Origin of the sequence: Pseudomonas sp. GM17 (genome assembly GCF_000282175.2) — a bacterium.
Classification (GTDB): Bacteria; Pseudomonadota; Gammaproteobacteria; order Pseudomonadales; family Pseudomonadaceae; genus Aquipseudomonas; species Aquipseudomonas chlororaphis.
Genome location: NZ_CP124732.1, coordinates 3910145 through 3925628 on the forward strand (window position 1 = coordinate 3910145; position 15484 = coordinate 3925628).

General features: G+C 64.1%; 12 protein-coding genes. 5 read left to right on the top strand and 7 right to left on the bottom strand.

The genetic code is table 11. The annotated features are described in order from the left end of the window. Positions 1 to 110: 110 nt before the first annotated feature. Positions 111 to 716: a MiaE family protein gene (locus tag PMI20_RS17595; RefSeq protein WP_007923860.1), complete on the bottom strand. Its 606-nt coding sequence runs from the start codon at positions 714 to 716 to the stop codon at positions 111 to 113. A 239-nt stretch (positions 717 to 955) separates the two neighbouring features. Between PMI20_RS17595 and uspL the strand changes: the two genes are divergently transcribed. Continuing rightward, entirely contained in the window at positions 956 to 1819 is an 864-nt protein-coding gene (gene uspL / locus PMI20_RS17600) for a universal stress protein UspL (RefSeq protein WP_007923862.1), read from the top strand. Between the two features lie 116 nt (positions 1820 to 1935). Here uspL and PMI20_RS17605 read toward each other — a convergent pair whose 3' ends face one another. After that, the gene (locus tag PMI20_RS17605; RefSeq protein ID WP_009043436.1) at positions 1936 to 2406 is read right to left on the bottom strand and encodes a DUF1289 domain-containing protein; all 471 of its coding nucleotides are present in this window, start codon (positions 2404 to 2406) and stop codon (positions 1936 to 1938) included. 674 nt (positions 2407 to 3080) lie between these two features. Between PMI20_RS17605 and acnB the strand changes: the two genes are divergently transcribed. The 4 genes from acnB (at position 3081) to PMI20_RS17625 (ending at position 8067) form a co-directional block, all read left to right on the top strand. Further along, positions 3081 to 5681, top strand: a complete 2601-nt coding sequence (gene acnB / locus PMI20_RS17610; RefSeq protein WP_007923866.1) for a bifunctional aconitate hydratase 2/2-methylisocitrate dehydratase — start codon at positions 3081 to 3083, stop codon at positions 5679 to 5681. Positions 5682 to 6040: 359 nt separating this feature from the next. Continuing rightward, on the top strand, positions 6041 to 6310 hold the full coding sequence (locus PMI20_RS31000; RefSeq protein ID WP_007923868.1) for a hypothetical protein: 270 nt from the start codon (positions 6041 to 6043) through the stop codon (positions 6308 to 6310). A 341-nt stretch (positions 6311 to 6651) separates the two neighbouring features. Continuing rightward, a complete protein-coding gene (locus PMI20_RS17620; protein WP_007923869.1) occupies positions 6652 to 7377 on the top strand; it encodes an autoinducer binding domain-containing protein in 726 nt (241 codons plus the stop codon). A 30-nt stretch (positions 7378 to 7407) separates the two neighbouring features. Further along, positions 7408 to 8067 carry an acyl-homoserine-lactone synthase gene (locus PMI20_RS17625; protein WP_007923871.1) on the top strand — a complete coding sequence of 220 codons (660 nt, stop codon included), beginning with the start codon at positions 7408 to 7410 and terminating at the stop codon, positions 8065 to 8067. On the opposite strand, the gene PMI20_RS17630 is transcribed toward PMI20_RS17625, so the two are convergent. The 5 genes from PMI20_RS17630 to PMI20_RS17650 form a co-directional block, all read right to left on the bottom strand. Next, a complete protein-coding gene (locus PMI20_RS17630; RefSeq protein ID WP_007923872.1) occupies positions 8049 to 9329 on the bottom strand; it encodes a serine/threonine transporter in 1281 nt (426 codons plus the stop codon). The two genes, PMI20_RS17625 and PMI20_RS17630, sit on opposite strands and share 19 nt — an antisense overlap. Before the next feature lie 385 nt (positions 9330 to 9714). Then, positions 9715 to 9942, bottom strand: coding sequence for a formate dehydrogenase subunit delta (locus PMI20_RS17635; protein WP_007923873.1), 228 nt, complete (start codon positions 9940 to 9942; stop codon positions 9715 to 9717). Further along, on the bottom strand, positions 9939 to 12815 hold the full coding sequence (fdhF, locus tag PMI20_RS17640; RefSeq protein WP_007923874.1) for a formate dehydrogenase subunit alpha: 2877 nt from the start codon (positions 12813 to 12815) through the stop codon (positions 9939 to 9941). Before fdhF ends, PMI20_RS17635 begins: the two co-directional genes overlap by 4 nt. Beyond that, positions 12812 to 14371: a formate dehydrogenase beta subunit gene (locus PMI20_RS17645; protein ID WP_007923875.1), complete on the bottom strand. Its 1560-nt coding sequence runs from the start codon at positions 14369 to 14371 to the stop codon at positions 12812 to 12814. The genes fdhF and PMI20_RS17645 overlap by 4 nt, the downstream gene beginning before the upstream one ends. Further along, positions 14365 to 14847: a formate dehydrogenase subunit gamma gene (locus PMI20_RS17650; RefSeq protein WP_007923877.1), complete on the bottom strand. Its 483-nt coding sequence runs from the start codon at positions 14845 to 14847 to the stop codon at positions 14365 to 14367. The genes PMI20_RS17645 and PMI20_RS17650 overlap by 7 nt, the downstream gene beginning before the upstream one ends. Between the last annotated feature and the right edge of the window lie 637 nt (positions 14848 to 15484).

The window sequence follows — 15484 nt, forward strand, 5'->3', positions numbered from 1 at the left end:
GACCAGGGCAGACAGCAAAAACCGGCCCAGATGGCCGGTTTTCAATGATGTTTCATGCTTTTAAGAGTTTTTTACAATTTGCCCGTAGTTTTGAACCGACTTGGGCCGTTTTACAGAGTAGGCACGCCGCTGTGGAAGCGGAACTCCACGTCCGGCGACTCGATCAGTTCGCGCTCGGCGGCGCGCACCTTCTCGATCACCTGGGCGATGTCCTTGGCGTCGCCGTACTGATAGGCCAGCTTCAGGTAACCCTGGAAGTGCCGGGCCTCGCTTTTCAGCAGGCCGAAGTAGAACTTGCCCAGTTCTTCGTCCAGGTGCGGCACCAGCGCCTCGAAACGCTCGCAGCTGCGGGCCTCGATAAAGGCGCCGACCACCAGGGTGTCCACCAGCTTCACCGGTTCGTGGCTGCGCACCACCTTGCGCAGGCCCGAGGCATAACGCCCGGCCGACAACTGGCGCAGTTCGATCTTGCGCCGTTTCATCAGGCGCATGACCTGTTCGTGGTGCACCAGCTCTTCCCGGGCCAGGCGCGACATCATGTTGATCAGGTCGACATGGGAGTGGTACTTGGCGATCAGGCTCAGGGCCGTGCTGGCCGCCTTGAACTCGCAGTTCTTGTGGTCGATCAGCAGGGTTTCCTGATCCGCCAGGGCCGCCTGGACCCAGGCATCCGGCGTGGGGCAGCCGAGGAACTCGTGAATTTCCGGCAGGTTCATGGTCGTTCGTCCTTCAGGGCAGCCTTCAAGGAAATGAGCGCGCAAGGCAGGACGGTGGCGACTTCAGGGATCGATAACATGGGGCTCACGGCATAAGGGTTCACGGCGAAGGGCGCCGATTATACCGGTCGCGCCACAGACCACCAGCCGCGGCGCTTGATGTGCGTCAACAGCCACAGCGACGCGCAGCAACTATAGTTGTGCAACATAGCCTTCATCCCTCTCTGGAGATCCCGACCATGCAAGCCATCCGCAGCATCCTGGTGGTCATCGAGCCCGAGCATTCCGAAAGCCTCGCGCTCAAGCGCGCCAAGCTGATCGCCGGGGTGACCCAGGCCCATCTGCACCTGCTGGTGTGCGACAAGAAGCACGAGCATTCGGCGCTGTTGAGCGTGCTCAAGAGCAGCCTGCTGAGCGAGGGCTACAGCGTGACCACCGAGCAGGCCTGGAACGACAGCCTGCACAGCACCATCATCGACGTGCAGCAGGCCGAAGGCTGTGGCCTGGTGATCAAGCAGCACTTTGCCGACAACCCGCTGAAAAAGGCCCTGCTCACCCCCGCCGACTGGAAACTGCTGCGCTATTGCCCAAGCCCGGTGCTGCTGGTGAAAACCGCCAAGCCCTGGACCGGCGGCGTGATCCTGGCGGCCATCGATGTCGGCAACACCGACGGCGAGCACCGTACCCTGCATGCCAGCATCATCGACCATGGTTTCGACATCGCCAGCCTGGCCAAGGCGCAGTTGCATGTGATCAGCGCCCATCCGTCGCCGATGCTGTCGGCGTCCGACCCGGTGTTCCAGCTCAAGGAAACCATCGAGGCGCGCTACCGCGAGCAGTGCAAGGCGTTCCAGGCCGAGTTCGACATCGACGATACCCACCTGCATATAGAGGAAGGCCCGGCGGACGTGCTGATCCCGCACACCGCCCATGAGCTGCAGGCGGCGCTGACCATCATCGGCACCGTGGCGCGCACCGGGATTTCCGGGGCGCTGATCGGCAATACCGCGGAAGTGGTGCTCGATGCCCTGGAAAGCGACGTGCTGGTGCTCAAGCCGGAGGACATCATGGACCACCTGGAAGAGGTGGCCGGCAAGCATTGAGGGATGGGTTAGCAGAGAAAACGCTATCGCGGGCAAGTCGGATCGCCGCCCGCTCGCTCCTACAGATGAATGTGTGCTTCTGTAGGAGCGAGGCTTGCCCGCGATGCTTTTAGCGGTCAGGCGCCAAAGGCGTCCTTGAGGAACCCCGGGGCGATATAACGCTGGTAGTGCGCTTCCGACAGGAGGAAAAACTCCCGATCGATGGCATCGCGCAATTCCGGCAGTTCCCAGTCGCGAAACTCCGGCAGCAACACCATCCCATAGGCTTCCAGCTGGTTGATCACCCGCGCCCCGCGGGCGATCAGCTGATAGGCCCAGCAATATTCTGACTGGTGCGGCACGAAGCGGATCTTGCGCTGCTCCAGCTGCTCGCGCAGCCGCTGGGGGTCGAAGACTTCCAGCTTGGCCGCCATCACCTGCACCAACAATTGCTCGAGACGCAGCCACACCGCGTGCTTTTCTTCCTCGTTGTAGCCGTTCCAGTGGATCACTTCGTGGTGGAAACGCTTGCAGCCACGGCACACCAGGTCACCGTAGACAGTGGAGCAAAGGCCGACGCAGGGGGTCTTGATGGTCTGATTGGGCATAAGTAGGCAATTGGCGGAAAAAAGCGAAACAGGCCCGCATGTTAGCCCTTTGTCTAACATTGATCACCCCTCAAACTTCGGGGCATCAGGGTCTATTGGACTTTGGTGGCGGCCGCGACGGATGCCCGCTTGGTGCAGGGCAAGGCGCGAGGAACGCAGTTTGGTTGTTCCAAATAAGTTCCGAGCAACGCAGCCCTGCACCAAGCGGGCCCCGTCCCTTCGGGTTGCGTGCCAACGTGCGCGAGGCTGCGTTGCGGGATTTGCCAAGGGAACAACCATTGGCGGCATCCCGCGCCTTGCCTCGCACACGTTGGCCCAGCAACGCGGCTCGCCACCAAAGTCCAATAGACCCTGCCTTACCTTAATTTTTTTTTTGCCGTAGAATCAGCCAGCCTTTTTAGGCGCCAATGTCCGTTAGAAGCTGTTTTCAAAGCGTCACGAGCACAGTCGTTCCTTCAGAGCGGTGTTGGCGATGGGTCTTTCCAGCGGGGAAAGCCCAGCGCCAACCCTCATCAGCTCCCGTTCTGCAGGCGTAAAACTTTGAAAGCAGCTTCTGTAAGGAATTGCCGGTAATTCTGGCTAAGCGACCCACAACGTCACGCAGCGCATGAGTACGGCAATTTCGGGATGAGCGTCCCGGACACCCATTTGGGACCACTGATGAGGGTAATACTGTGCTTGAAGCCTACCGCAAACATATCGAAGAGCGTGCAGCCCTGGGTATCGTTCCCCAGCCGCTAAACGCCGAACAAACTGCAGGCCTGGTCGAGCTGCTGAAGAATCCCCCCGCTGGCGAAGAAGCCTTCCTCGTTGACCTGATCACCAATCGCGTTCCGCCAGGAGTCGACGAAGCCGCCTATGTGAAGGCCGGTTTCCTCTCCGCGCTGGCCAAAGGCGAAGCCAAATCCCCTCTGCTGGACAAGAAGCGCGCCGTTGAACTGCTGGGCACCATGCAGGGCGGCTACAACATCGTGACCCTGGTCGAACTGCTGGACGACGCCGAGCTGGCGCCGGTCGCGGCCGCACAGCTCAAGCACACCCTGCTGATGTTCGATGCCTTCCACGACGTCGCGGAAAAAGCCAAGAACGGCAACGTTCACGCCCAGGGCGTACTGCAATCCTGGGCCGACGGCGAGTGGTTCAAGAACCGCCCGGTACTGGCCGACAAGATCAGCCTGCGCGTGTTCAAGGTGACGGGCGAAACCAACACCGACGACCTGTCCCCAGCCCCGGATGCCTGGTCCCGTCCTGACATCCCGCTGCACGCCCTGGCCATGCTGAAAATGGCCCGTGACGGCATCGTTCCGGACGAGCAAGGCAAGACCGGCCCGATGAAGCAGATCGAGGAAATGCGCGGCCAGGGCTTCCCGATCGCCTACGTCGGCGACGTGGTCGGCACCGGTTCGTCCCGTAAATCGGCAACCAACTCCGTGCTGTGGTTCTTCGGCGACGACGTTCCTTACGTGCCGAACAAGCGCGCAGGCGGCTTCTGCTTCGGCAGCAAGATCGCACCGATCTTCTACAACACCATGGAAGACGCCGGCGCCCTGCCGATCGAATTCGACGTGTCGAAGATGAACATGGGCGACGTGATCGACCTGTACCCGCACGCCGGTAAAGTCACCAAGCACAACAGCGACGAAGTCCTGGCCACCTTCGAAATGAAGACCCCGGTCCTGCTCGACGAAGTCCGTGCCGGCGGCCGTATCCCGCTGATCATCGGCCGTGGCCTGACCGAGAAGGCCCGTACCGAACTGGGCCTGCCGCCTTCGGACCTGTTCAAGAAGCCGGAAGCGCCGGCCGAAAGCACCAAGGGCTTCACCCTGGCGCAGAAAATGGTCGGCAAGGCGTGCGGCGTGACTGGCGTGCGTCCAGGCACCTACTGCGAACCGAAGATGACCACCGTCGGCTCCCAGGACACCACTGGCCCGATGACCCGTGACGAACTGAAGGACCTGGCTTGCCTGGGCTTCTCCACCGATCTGGTGATGCAGTCGTTCTGCCACACCGCGGCCTATCCGAAGCCGATCGACGTCACCACCCACCACACCCTGCCTGACTTCATCATGACCCGTGGCGGCGTGTCCCTGCGTCCGGGCGACGGCATCATCCACAGCTGGCTGAACCGCATGCTGCTGCCAGACACCGTCGGCACCGGTGGCGACTCCCACACCCGTTTCCCGATCGGCATCTCGTTCCCGGCCGGTTCCGGCCTGGTGGCCTTCGCCGCCGCCACTGGCGTCATGCCGCTGGACATGCCGGAATCGATCCTGGTCCGTTTCAAGGGCAAGCTGCAGCCCGGCGTCACCCTGCGTGACCTGGTTCATGCGATCCCTTACTACGCGATCCAGAAAGGCCTGCTGACCGTCGAGAAGAAAGGCAAGAAGAACGCCTTCTCCGGCCGCATCCTGGAGATCGAAGGTCTGGAAACCCTGACCGTCGAGCAAGCCTTCGAACTGTCCGACGCCTCGGCCGAACGTTCGGCTGCCGGTTGCACCATCAAGCTGTCCAAAGAGTCGATCGCCGAATACCTGCAGTCGAACATCACCCTGCTGCGCTGGATGATCGGCGAAGGCTACGGCGATGCCCGTACCCTGGAGCGTCGCGCCCAGGCGATGGAAGCCTGGCTGGCCAACCCTGAGCTGCTGGAAGCCGACAAGGACGCCGAATACGCCGAAGTCATCGAGATCGACCTGGCCGACGTCAAGGAGCCTGTGCTCTGCGCGCCGAACGACCCGGACGATGCTCGCCTGCTCTCCAGCGTCGCTGGCGAGAAGATCGACGAAGTGTTCATCGGTTCCTGCATGACCAACATCGGTCACTTCCGCGCTGCCGGCAAGCTGCTGGATCAGGTCAAGGGCCAGCTGCCAACCCGTCTGTGGCTGTCGCCGCCGACCAAGATGGACGCTCACCAGCTGACCGAAGAAGGCTACTACGGCATCTACGGCAAGGCTGGCGCGCGCATGGAAATGCCGGGCTGCTCGCTGTGCATGGGTAACCAGGCCCGCGTCGAGCCGAACTCCACCGTGGTTTCGACTTCGACCCGTAACTTCCCGAACCGTCTGGGTGACGGCGCGAACGTCTACCTGGCTTCGGCCGAGCTGGCGTCCGTTGCGTCCATCCTGGGTCGCCTGCCGACCGTCGAGGAGTACATGGAATACGCCGGCAAGATCGACAGCATGGCAGCGGACGTGTACCGCTACCTGAGCTTCGACCAGATCGCCGAGTTCCGTGAGGCTGCCGCGAACGCCAAGATTCCGGTGGTTCAAGCCTAAGGCTGCAAGGCAATGAAGAACGCCGCGTATCCCACGACGATACGCGGCGTTTTTTTTATCCCGGCGATCCGCTCGCTAGTCGCTCTGGCGGCAGAACGCCAGGCGTCTTTACCTACCAGATCTGGTAGTTGTTAGCCCTCCCTCGCCCTTGCTAAAAATCACGCCACTGCCAACGGCGCCCGACGCTCGCCCGAATGTCGAACGCTGCCTGCTTGCCACGGCCTTGGGATGACAGCTGTCAACCCGCGCCGATCGTTCGAAGCGCTCACACGACTATAAAAACATTCCGCGCACGACAGCTGGATCTCAGTTGCCGCGGATTCTTTCGCCCCGTCAAAAGCAACAAATGGAGGTGTGCTATGTGGCGTAACCATTGTGTGATCGAGAACGCGCTCAACGACTACCCCGGGCACGTCGAACAACCGGGCAACGACCCGCAGCGCAAGACTCATGTGCGCGATCGCAGCTTCGCGGTGATCGAGGGCAGCGGGCATTTTCTCGACCTGGAATCGAGAACCGCCGCCAACAGCGCGCATCGCGCCCTGCTCGCCCAGTTGCTGCCGAGCGCCCGCGCAGCCCGCAAGCCAGCCACCGCTGTGGAACCCATCACCCGCCTGCGCTTTGCCTGAAGCTGTCCCCTGCCCCTTGGCCAGAGACGGCCAGAACACTCAAGGAAAAGAGTTATGCGCATGCTCGCCAGCGGTTTTGCCGGGGACGTCTTTTGCCCTTATCGGCCTGGCCAGTGCCTTTGCGGCACCCCGCCACACAGTGACATAGCACCGCAAGCCAGCCTTGGCCATGAGCCCCCTCCACGCCTACCACCGCCCCAATTGCCGGCCCCGCACCCGGGTGCCCTGGTGCAAGGCGCCGGATCAGGGCAACTGCGGGGTTTTCTATGAATTTCATGAATGTTGACAGCGTATTGCCCTGGACTAGATTCCCTGACGTGCAAGGAATCAAGGCGAACGCCATGGAGAAACGACAGGATTTCATGCACTGGTGGAACGACCTGCGCATGGAGATGCTCAAGCAACAGGAGAGCGCACAGGTCTTTGCGCTGCTGGAACGGGAGGTCCGGTCCCTGGGGTTTGATTTTTACGCTTACGGAGTCAGGCATTCGATCCCCTTCACCCGCCCGAAAATCGACATCTATGGCTCTTATCCGCAAGCCTGGGTGGAGCGTTACCAGCAACAGAACTACGCCGCGATCGACCCGACGATCCTCAACGGCCTGCGCTCCACGGAAATGGTGGTCTGGAGCGACGCCTTGTTCGGCAAAGGCTCGGTGTTGTGGGGCGAGGCCCGGGAATGTGGCTTGCGGGTGGGCGCCACCTTGCCCATCCACACGCCCGACAGCGCCCTGAGCGTGTTGTCGGTGGCCCGTGAATGCACGGCGATCAGCGCCGTGGAACTGGAAGAAATCCGCCTGCGCCTGCGCTGCATCATCGAACTGGCGACCGTGCGCCTCGGCGAACTCGGGCACCCCAGCAGCCTGGCCGAACAGCTGGAGCTGAGCGCGCGCGAGCGGGAAATCCTGCAATGGACGGCCGACGGCAAGAGTTCTGGGGAAATCGCCCTGATCCTGGGCATCTCGGTGAATACCGTGAATTTCCACCTCAAGGTCATCCAGAAGAAGTTCGGCGCGGCCAACAAAACCCTGGCCGCCGCCTACGCCGCCGTCCTGGGGCTGATCTGACGCTTCACCCGACGATAAGGATATCGCCCCATGATCACTGTGATTTCACGGCATGAAAGCCAGCTTTCGCCGGCCCTGCGCGACGACCTGGGCCGCTATCGCCATGCGGTCTTCATCAAGCAATTGGGTTGGCGACTGCCCTCCAGCGCCAGCCAGTGCGGGCAGGAGCTCGATCAGTTCGACCACGCCGACACCCGCTACACCCTGGCGCTGGACAGCGAGGAAAAGATCCACGGCTGCGCCCGGCTGCTGCCGACCACCCAGCCCTATCTGCTGGCGGACGTGTTCGGTTTTCTCTGCGACCGGCCCTTGCCACGGCAGCACGACACCTGGGAAATCTCGCGTTTCGCCGCCTCGGCGCTGGAAGGCGGCAAGCTGCCGATGCGGGTGTTCTGGCACACCCTGCACACCGCCTGGACCCTGGGGGCGAACTCGGTGGTGGCGGTGACCACGCCGGCGCTGGAGCGTTATTTCCTGCGCCATGGCGTGGCGCTGACCCGGCTCGGCCAGCCACAACGGGTCAACCGCGACCACTTGCTGGCCCTGGACTTTGCGGCTTACCAGAAAAACGGCCGCGCCGCGCTTTATACGCAGTCAGCGGCCGTGGCTTCGCTGAATCAGGCATTTCTGCGCGGCAACCCACCGCCAACGCGCGGTGGGCCGCCGGCGGGTCAGGCGCTCAGGGAGTAGACCAGCGCGGTGATGGCCACCAGGCCGACCAGGGTGACGAACACGTTGGAGGCCTGGCCGCGGTAGCGGGCCATGGCCGGCACTTTGCGGATGGCGTACATCGGCATCAGGAACAGGATGGCCGCGATGATCGGGCCGCCCAGGGTTTCGATCATCCCGAGGATGCTCGGGTTGAGCGTGGCGACTATCCAGCACACCACCAGCATGAAGGCCGCGGTCATGCGGTCCAGGGCCTTGGCGCCCGGGCGGCGGCCGCTTTTCACGATCAGCCCCTTGAGGCCTTCGCTGGCGCCGATGTAGTGGCCCAGGAACGACTTGGCGATGGCCACGAACGCGATCAACGGCGCGGCGAAGGCGATGGTCGGGTTGCTGAAGTGGTTGGCCAGGTACGACAGGATCGACAGGTTCTGCGCCTTGGCCTCGGCCAGTTGGGCCGGCGACAGGGTCAGCACGCAGCTGAAGACGAAGAACAGCACCATCGCCACCATCAGCAGGTGGGCGCGGGACAGGATCTGCGAGCTGCGCTCTTCGGCGTGGGCGCCATACCGGCGCTTCTGGTCCACGGCGAAGGCCGAGATGATCGGCGAGTGGTTGAACGAGAACACCATGACCGGGATCGCCAGCCACAGGGTGTGCAGGAACGCCGAAGGTTCAGGCAGGGTACTGGCGGTGCTGAGGATGCCGCCGTTCCAGTGCGGAATCAGGAACACGGCGAGGAACAGCAAGGCGACGATGAACGGGTAGACCATCAGGCTCATGGCCTTGACGATCACCTGCTCGCCGCAGCGCACCACGGCCAGCAGGCCGAGGATCAGCACCAGCGACAGCACGGCGCGCGGCGGCGGCATGATGTGCAACTGGTGCTCCATGAAGCTGCCCACAGTGTTGGTCAGGGCCACGCTGTAGATCAACAGGATCGGGAAGATGGCGAAGAAGTACAGCAAGGTGATCAGGGCGCCGGCCTTGATCCCGAAATGCTCTTCCACCACTTCGGTGATGTCCGCGCCGTCACGCCCGGAAAGCACGAAGCGGGTCAGGCCACGGTGGGCGAAGAAGGTCATCGGAAAGGCCAGCAGCGCCAGGACCAGCAGCGGCCAGAAGCCGCCCAGGCCGGCGTTGATCGGTAAAAACAGGGTGCCCGCGCCGATGGCGGTGCCGAACAGGCCCAGCATCCAGGTAGTGTCTTGGCGATTCCAGCTAGCTAGGGTCGCTGGGGCTGCCGCTTCAAAGCGTTGATCAACGCTGTTGGCCTGATCATTCATCCGGTGGGATCTCCACATTCCGGTCATTTGCCACTCGGCCAGGGCGCGTCGGAGTACCCGACAGACAGAGCCCTCGCCGAAACAGGGGCGCGATTGTCCGGGATTACTCACCAGAAGCAAAGACTTAGCTGAGGAACGGTTTGCCGGTGCAGATGTCTGGAGCGCGGTTTTGCGGGGTCAGGCACAAGGTTTCATTGATCTGTGGCAAGCGCTGGCCCCGGGTTTCGGCTGGCCTGCGTGCCGGGCGCGCGGATCATCATCCCCATCGGCATGCCCCTGAAGACAGCAGGTGTGCCCATCAAACACAGAAGCCAGGGCAAGGCCCTGGCTTCTGGTTAGCTGCAACGAGGCGGTCCGGTCAAGGTGTGCCCGCCATCGGCAAACGCTAGGTCTGCCCTTGCGCTTCCTCTTCCTTCAACGCCGCCTGCACCAGGGGGTGCAGCACCGCGCCGGGGTGTGTCACCTCCCAGGCGGTCAACTCTCTGCGCATGGCCGGCGTCCAGAAGCTTTTCAGGTGCTGACGCACACTACGCACTGCCTGGGCCTTGTCCGGTTCGCTGGCGAAGAACTGGGCAATCTGGTTGGCCATCTTGATCAGGCTTTCGCTGCTCATCGGCGCACCTCGGCTTTCTCGGCGTGACGACGCTCCCGCAGCAGGCGCCCCTGTTCATCACTGAACGCCTGATAACGCTTCTGCCATTCGGAAGGCTGGTTGACCCGCACCACCTCTACCGCCGTCACCTTGTATTCCGGGCAGTTGGTGGCCCAGTCGGAGTTGTCGGTGGTGATCACGTTGGCGCCCGATTCCGGGAAGTGGAAGGTGGTGTAGACCACTCCCGGCGCCACCCGCTCGCTGACCCTGGCCCGCAGCACTGTCTGCCCGGCGCGACTGCCGATGCCGACCCAGTCGCCATCGACGATGCCGCGGTTCTCGGCGTCGGTCGGGTGGATTTCCAGGCGGTCCTCCTCGTGCCAGGCCACGTTGTCGGTGCGCCGGGTCTGGGCGCCGACGTTGTACTGGCTGAGGATGCGCCCGGTGGTCAGCAGCAACGGGTAGCGGCTGTTGACCTTCTCCTCGGTGGGCACGTAGCCGGTGAGCATGAAGCGGCCCTTGCCGCGCACGAATTCATCGATGTGCATGGTCGGCGTGCCGTCCGGCGCGGCATCGTTGCACGGCCATTGCAGGCTGCCGTGCCGGTCCAGCTCGGTGTAGCTGACGCGGTGGAAGGTCGGCGTCAGGCGCGCGATCTCATCCATGATCTCCGATGGGTGGTTGTACTGCATTTTGTAGCCCAGGGCCTCGGCCAGGGCGATGGTGGCCTCCCAGTCGGCCTTGCCGGCCAGCGGCTCCATCACCTTGCGCACCCGCGAGATACGGCGCTCGGCGTTGGTGAAGGTGCCGTCCTTCTCGAGGAAGGAGCTGCCCGGCAGGAACACATGGGCGAACTTGGCCGTCTCGTTGAGGAAGATGTCCTGCACCACCACGCACTCCATGGCCGTCAGGGCCGCGGTCACATGCTGGGTGTTGGGGTCGCTCTGGGCAATGTCCTCACCCTGGCAGTAGAGCGCCTTGAAGGTGCCGTCCAGGGCCGCCTCGAACATATTGGGGATGCGCAGGCCCGGGTCGGGTTGCAGGGTCACGTTCCAGGCCCGTTCGAACTCGGCGCGCACCGCCTCGTTGGAAATATGCCGATAGCCAGGCAGCTCGTGGGGGAAGGACCCCATGTCGCAGGAGCCCTGGACGTTGTTCTGCCCGCGCAGCGGGTTGACCCCGACACCTTCGCGGCCGATGTTGCCGGTGACCATCGCCAGGTTGGCGATGCCCATCACCGAGGTGCTGCCCTGGCTGTGCTCGGTGACGCCCAGGCCGTAGTAGATGGCCGCGTTGCCACCGGTGGCGTAAAGCCGCGCGGCGTCGCGGATCTGCCTGGCGGGCACGCCGCAGATCGGCCCCAGGACCTCGGGGGAATTCTCCGCCAGGCTGACGAAATCGCGCCAGCGGGCGAAGTCCGCCGCTTCGCAGCGCTGATCGACGAAAGGCTGGTTGACCAGGCCCTCGGTGACAATCACATGGGCCAATGCGTTGAGCATCGCCACGTTGGTGCCCGGACGCAGCTGCAAATGCAGGTCGGCGCGGGCATGGGGCGAATCCACCAGGTCGATGCGCCGTGGGTCGATGACGATCAGCCGCGCGCCCTGGCGCAGGCGGCGTTTGAGCTGGGAGCCGAATACCGGGTGCGCGTCGGTAGGGTTGGCGCCCATCACCAGGATGACGTCGGCCTGCATCACCGAGTCGAAACTCTGGGTGCCGGCGGATTCGCCCAGCGTCTGCTTGAGGCCGTAGCCGGTGGGCGAATGGCAGACCCGGGCGCAGGTGTCGACGTTGTTGTTGCCAAAAGCGGTGCGCACCAGCTTCTGCACCAGGTACGTCTCTTCGTTGGTGCAACGGCTGGAGGTGATGCCGCCAATCGAGTCGCGCCCGTATTTCAGCTGGATGCGGCGCAACTCGCTGGCCGCGTAGGTGACCGCCTCTTCCCAGCTGACTTCCTGCCACGGATCGCTGATGTGCTTGCGGATCATCGGCTTGGTGATGCGGTCCGGGTGGGTGGCGTAGCCCCAGGCGAAGCGGCCCTTGACGCAGGAATGGCCGTGGTTGGCCTGGCCGTTCTTGTCCGGGACCATGCGCACCAGTTGCTCGCCTTTCATTTCCGCGCGGAAAGAGCAGCCCACGCCGCAGTAGGCGCAGGTGGTGATGACGCTGCGCTCGGGCTGGCCGATTTCCACCACGCTCTTTTCCATCAGGGTGGCGGTCGGGCAGGCCTGCACGCAGGCGCCGCAGGACACGCACTCGGAGTCGAGGAAATTGTCGCCGCCGGCCGCCGCCACCCGGGAATCGAAGCCGCGCCCGCTGATGGTCAGGGCAAAGGTGCCCTGGGTTTCCTCGCAGGCACGCACGCAGCGGTTGCAGACGATGCACTTGCTCGGGTCGTAGTCGAAATAGGGGTTGGAGACGTCCTTCTGTTCGTCCAGGTGGTTGGCGCCCTCGTAGCCGTAGCGCACTTCCCGCAGGCCCACCTGCCCCGCCACCGTCTGCAACTCGCAGTTGCCGTTGGCCGAGCAGGTCAGGCAGTCCAGCGGGTGGTCGGAGATGTACAGCTCCATCACGTTGCGCCGCAGGCTGGCGAGTTTGGAAGTCTGGGTGTGGACGACCATGCCCTCGGTCACAGGCGTAGTGCAGGAGGCCGGATAGCCGCGCATGCCCTCGATCTCCACCAGGCACATGCGGCAGGAGCCGAAGGCTTCCAGGCTGTCGGTGGCGCAGAGTTTGGGGATAGTGGTGCCGAGCAAGGCCGCGGCGCGCATCACCGAGGTGCCGGAAGCGACGCTGATCTCGCGGCCGTCAATGGTCAGGCTGACCTGTACCGCGCTTTCGCGGGCCGGGGTGCCGAGGTCGATATCACTGGTAGGGTCGAAGATATTGATCATTGGTCGGCCTCCGTGGTCGCCAGACCGAAGTCGGCGGGAAAGTGCTTGAGGGCGCTGGCGACGGGGTAGGAAGTCATCCCGCCCAGGGCACAGAGCGAGCCGTATTGCAGGGTGTCGCAGAGGTCTTGCAGCAGCAGCGCCTGTTCCTCACGGGCAGCGGCGTCGGTGCTGGCGATCAAGCGGTCCACCACCTCCACCCCACGGGTCGAGCCGATCCGGCACGGCGTGCACTTGCCGCAGGACTCCTCGGCGCAGAACTGCAAGGCGAAACGGGCCATGTGGGCCATGTCCAGGCTGTCGTCGGCAACCACCACGCCACCGTGGCCGAGCATCGCGCCCATGGCGGCGAACGCCTCGTAGTCCAGCGGCGTATCGAACTGCGCGGGGGGCACCCAGGCCCCCAGCGGCCCGCCCACTTGCGCCGCCTTCAGTGGCCGGCCGCTGGCGGTACCGCCGCCATAACCTTCCACCAGCTCGCGCAGGCTCAGGCCGAAGGCGCGTTCCACCAGGCCCGCCTGGCGGACGTTGCCGGCCAGCTGGAACGGCATGGTGCCCAGGGAACGCCCCATGCCGAAGTCGCGATAGAACGACGCGCCCTTCTCCAGGATGATCGGCACCGAAGCCAGGGTCAGCACGTTGTGCACCAGCGTTGGCAAGCCGAACAGGCCCTGCAGGGCCGGCAGCGGCGGCTTGGCGCGAACCGTGCCGCGCTTGCCCTCGAGGGATTCCAGCAACGCCGTTTCCTCACCGCAGATGTAGGCACCGGCCCCTACCCGCACGTCCAGGTCGAAGGGACGGCCACTACCGCCGACGTTCGCCCCCAGGTAACCGGCTTCGCGGGCGATGCGCAGGGCCTCGTTCAGGGTGCCGATGGCGTCCGGGTATTCCGAGCGCACGTAGATATAGCCCTTGCTGGCCCCCACCGCGATACCGGCGATGATCATGCCTTCGATCAGCAGGAAGGGGTCGCCTTCCATCAGCATGCGGTCGGCGAAGGTGCCGGAGTCGCCTTCATCGGCGTTACAGACCACGTATTTCTGGGCTCCCGCGGCTTCGCGCACGGTGCGCCACTTGATCCCCGCCGGAAAGGCCGCGCCCCCCCGACCGCGCAGGCCGGAGTCGAGCACGCTGGCGACCACCTGCGCGCCCTCCATCTGGATGGCCCGGGCCAGGCCCCGGAAACCGCCCTGGGCGCGGTAGTCGTCCAGGGACAGCGGTTGAGTGATGCCGGCCCGAGCGAACAGCAGGCGCTGCTGGCTCTGCAGATAAGGGATCTGCTCCACCGGCCCCAGGGCCAACGGGTGGCTGCCGGGGTCGCCCGCCAGGGCGTCGAGCAGGCTCGGCACGTCCTCCGGAGTGAGGGGGCCGAAACCCAGGCGGCCGTCGGCGCTGTCCAGCTCCAGCAGCGGCTCCAGCCAATAGAGGCCACGGGAGCTGGTGCGGCGCAGCTCCAACGGCAGTTGTCGACGTTCGGCCTCACGCACCAGCGCCACGGCCACCTTGTCCGCGCCCACGGCACGGGCCACCGAATCGCGGGGGATATAGAGCTTCAGCATGCGCCATCCTCCAGGCAGCCACTCACCAGCTGGCGCAGGCGCTCGGGGGTGATCCGGGCGTGCAGCTCGCCGTCCAGTTCCAGGGCCGGCGAACAGGCGCAGGCCCCCAGGCAATAGACCGGTCGCAGGTTGATACTGCCGTCGGCCGTGGTGCCATGGTCGTCCAGCAACAGTTGTTCGCGCAGTTGCGCAGCCAGGCGTTCGGCGCCCCGGCTCTGGCAGGACTCGGCCCGGCACAGGCGCAGGGTATGGCGCGCGGGCGGCGTGGTACGGAAATCGTGGTAGAAGCTGATCACGCCGTGCACTTCAGCCAGGCTGAGGTTGAGGGCATGGGCGATCTCGGGGATGGCGGTGTCGGGAATGTACCCGCAACCGTCCTGAATGGCGTGGAGAATGGGCAACAAGGCACCGGGAGTGTCCTTTTCGCGCTCCAACACGCTGTGAATCAGAGGCAGGTGAAGCGTGTCATCAGACATAAACGTACCTCGGCATCTCGAACGACATCGCTACATAGCGGTAGCCGTCCGGAGTCTTCGGCTGCAGCGCCCGGCCACGTCACGGAGGCGTGGATCCTCGGTCGCCATTCTTGCTCTCCGGCCAAGTGTCTTGGCGCACCGGGTCCGGGGCATCCTGGAAGCTTGCCCATCGCCATGGTCCGGCGATTGCACCCAGGCGACCCATCGTGTCCTGAAAGCGACCTGCTGGTCGGGAGCGCTGACCCTCCCCCGTTCAAGACACTCAAGCAAGCTCAGCGTAGTCCACAAGCCCCACCGATTACCCGCCCGCCCGGCTCGCTGATGCAGCGCTGCAAAAAGCGGCACCAGGCCTTCGGCGCCCTCGCCCGGCCACTTCTACAGAAGCCATGTCAGGCGCAAGACCGTGATCGCCGCTGCTTCTGTAGGAGCCAAGCTTGCTGGCGATCAGGCCCTCGAGGGCGGCGACGCTTTCCAGGCCGCGGTCGCGGGAAAAACCCGCGACCGCGCCTTGCCAAAGCGCCCTGCAATCCGCAATCTTGAGCCCTTGAGTGGTTTATCACGGTACAGCAGCTCCCTGAGCCGTACGCCGGTTGCCATCGCTGCGCCGTACGCCGTCCGTCCCTCTTCAGTCCTTCAG

Bases quoted from the DNA above. Each gene is read 5' to 3' on its own strand.
- PMI20_RS17595 (WP_007923860.1), bottom strand. From the start codon at position 716: ATGAACCTGCCGGAAATTCACGAGTTCCTCGGCTGCCCCACGCCGGAT.
- uspL (WP_007923862.1), top strand. From the start codon at position 956: ATGCAAGCCATCCGCAGCATCCTGGTGGTCATCGAGCCCGAGCATTCC.
- PMI20_RS17605 (WP_009043436.1), bottom strand. From the start codon at position 2,406: ATGCCCAATCAGACCATCAAGACCCCCTGCGTCGGCCTTTGCTCCACT.
- PMI20_RS31000 (WP_007923868.1), top strand. From the start codon at position 6,041: ATGTGGCGTAACCATTGTGTGATCGAGAACGCGCTCAACGACTACCCC.
- PMI20_RS17620 (WP_007923869.1), top strand. From the start codon at position 6,652: ATGGAGAAACGACAGGATTTCATGCACTGGTGGAACGACCTGCGCATG.
- PMI20_RS17625 (WP_007923871.1), top strand. From the start codon at position 7,408: ATGATCACTGTGATTTCACGGCATGAAAGCCAGCTTTCGCCGGCCCTG.
- PMI20_RS17630 (WP_007923872.1), bottom strand. From the start codon at position 9,329: ATGAATGATCAGGCCAACAGCGTTGATCAACGCTTTGAAGCGGCAGCC.
- PMI20_RS17635 (WP_007923873.1), bottom strand. From the start codon at position 9,942: ATGAGCAGCGAAAGCCTGATCAAGATGGCCAACCAGATTGCCCAGTTC.
- fdhF (WP_007923874.1), bottom strand. From the start codon at position 12,815: ATGATCAATATCTTCGACCCTACCAGTGATATCGACCTCGGCACCCCG.
- PMI20_RS17645 (WP_007923875.1), bottom strand. From the start codon at position 14,371: ATGCTGAAGCTCTATATCCCCCGCGATTCGGTGGCCCGTGCCGTGGGC.
- PMI20_RS17650 (WP_007923877.1), bottom strand. From the start codon at position 14,847: ATGTCTGATGACACGCTTCACCTGCCTCTGATTCACAGCGTGTTGGAG.